Source organism: Streptococcus acidominimus (genome assembly GCF_001921825.1).
Taxonomy (GTDB): domain Bacteria; phylum Bacillota; class Bacilli; order Lactobacillales; family Streptococcaceae; genus Streptococcus; species Streptococcus acidominimus.
This window is the reverse complement of the sequence record NZ_MSJL01000106.1, coordinates 1-1,401: the sequence shown is the minus strand read 5'-3', so window position 1 is coordinate 1,401 and position 1,401 is coordinate 1. Positions and strand designations below refer to the sequence as shown.

The 1,401-nt window shown below is 34.4% G+C and carries 2 protein-coding genes and 1 pseudogene; 1 reads left to right on the top strand and 2 read right to left on the bottom strand.

What is annotated here, in order from left to right; translation table 11 throughout:
• Positions 1-111: pseudogene (locus tag BU200_RS11060) on the top strand (IS5/IS1182 family transposase); the annotation flags it as partial.
• Between the two features lie 56 nt (positions 112-167).
• On the opposite strand, the gene BU200_RS10525 reads toward BU200_RS11060, so the two are convergent.
• Entirely contained in the window at positions 168-518 is a 351-nt protein-coding gene (locus BU200_RS10525; protein WP_135053096.1) for a hypothetical protein, read from the bottom strand.
• Positions 519-714: 196 nt separating this feature from the next.
• Positions 715-1,113 (bottom strand): hypothetical protein, encoded by a 399-nt coding sequence (locus BU200_RS10520; RefSeq protein WP_075100054.1) that lies wholly within the window; start codon positions 1,111-1,113, stop codon positions 715-717.
• Between the last annotated feature and the right edge of the window lie 288 nt (positions 1,114-1,401).

Genomic DNA, 1,401 nt, shown 5'->3' with positions numbered 1-1,401 from the left:
GCGAAGTTTAAGACTTTTCAAATCATGAAACAAGACTATCGTGGTCGGAGAAAACGTTTTGAAATACGTGCTGAGTTAATTTGTGGGATTATTAATTTTGAAACCAAGTAGTTACCGAACAAGTCTATTCAAATCATTTAATTGTTGATCTGTATATTGAAATGTCATTACTCAATACTCTCCTTACCATCAGAAAAAATGACCTTTACATCACTCTCTGTCTTTCCGTAACGTGAAACCAATATATTTGATTCTGCCATGGTTACGACTGCAGAGCGATTTATTGTATTAGATAAGCTATGGCTCATCCCATACCGCATAACTAGTCCATCAGAAAAGGATAGTTGAACTGTACAACTCCAATCCCCTGGTGGAACAGAATAATCGGGACTACTAATCTTGATCTCCCCCAGATCACGATAGCTATTTTTCAGTGCCTTAACCAGACTAACTTCATATTTCCGATTTCGTTCTGCTTCCTTGTTTTTTTGTATGTTATCATTTAGACTAAATGCCATGACTAAACCTCCTAAAATAATAAGTAAAATGAATAATTTCTTTTTCATGCTCTGTCCTCCACGGTTTATCTACCTATCGTTGAACTGCTTTTATATTATTATACACCATTTTTTGTGAAATCGCTATAAAATTTTGATAAAATTTGTATTGATAGGTAAAAAAGATTCAATTGTTCAGCCATCTACTAAAAGAATGTTATTCTACATTCTCCTTACCATCAGAAAAAATGACCTTTACATTGCTCTCTGTACTTCCATAATGTGAAGCCAATATTTCTGATTCTACCGCATTCACAACTGCTGATTGGTTTCTGTCTAAGTATAGACTGTGTCCCATTCTATATTTTATAACCTGTCCATCTGAAAAAGATAATTGGACTGTACAACTCCAATCCCCTGGTGGAACAGAATAATCGGGACTACTAATCTCGATCTTTTCGAGATCCTGATAGCTATTTTTTAAAGCCTTAACCAAACTAACTTCATATTTCCGATTCCGTTCTGCTTCCTTGTTTTTTTGTATGTTATCATTTAGACTAAATGCCATGACTAAACCTCCTAAGATAATAAATAAAATGAATAATTTTTTTCTCATGCCCTGTCCTCCACGGTTTATCTACCTATCGTTAAACTGCCTCTATATTATTATACACCATTTTCTGTGGAATTGCTATAAGATTTTGATAAAATTTGTATTAGACTTGTTCGGTAACCAAATGTGATATACTATTTGTATGGAAACAATGTATGAAAAAGCTCAAAAACTCAGTTCAGAGAACTTCAAACTTCTCATAGGTGTTCAAAAAGAGACCTTTCAAGAAATGCTTACCTGTCTCAATGTAGCTTACCAACGTCAACATCGTCAAGGAGGTCGTCCACGCAA

Bases quoted from the DNA above. Each gene is read 5' to 3' on its own strand.
- BU200_RS10525 (WP_135053096.1), bottom strand. From the start codon at position 518: ATGGCATTTAGTCTAAATGATAACATACAAAAAAACAAGGAAGCAGAA.
- BU200_RS10520 (WP_075100054.1), bottom strand. From the start codon at position 1,113: ATGAGAAAAAAATTATTCATTTTATTTATTATCTTAGGAGGTTTAGTC.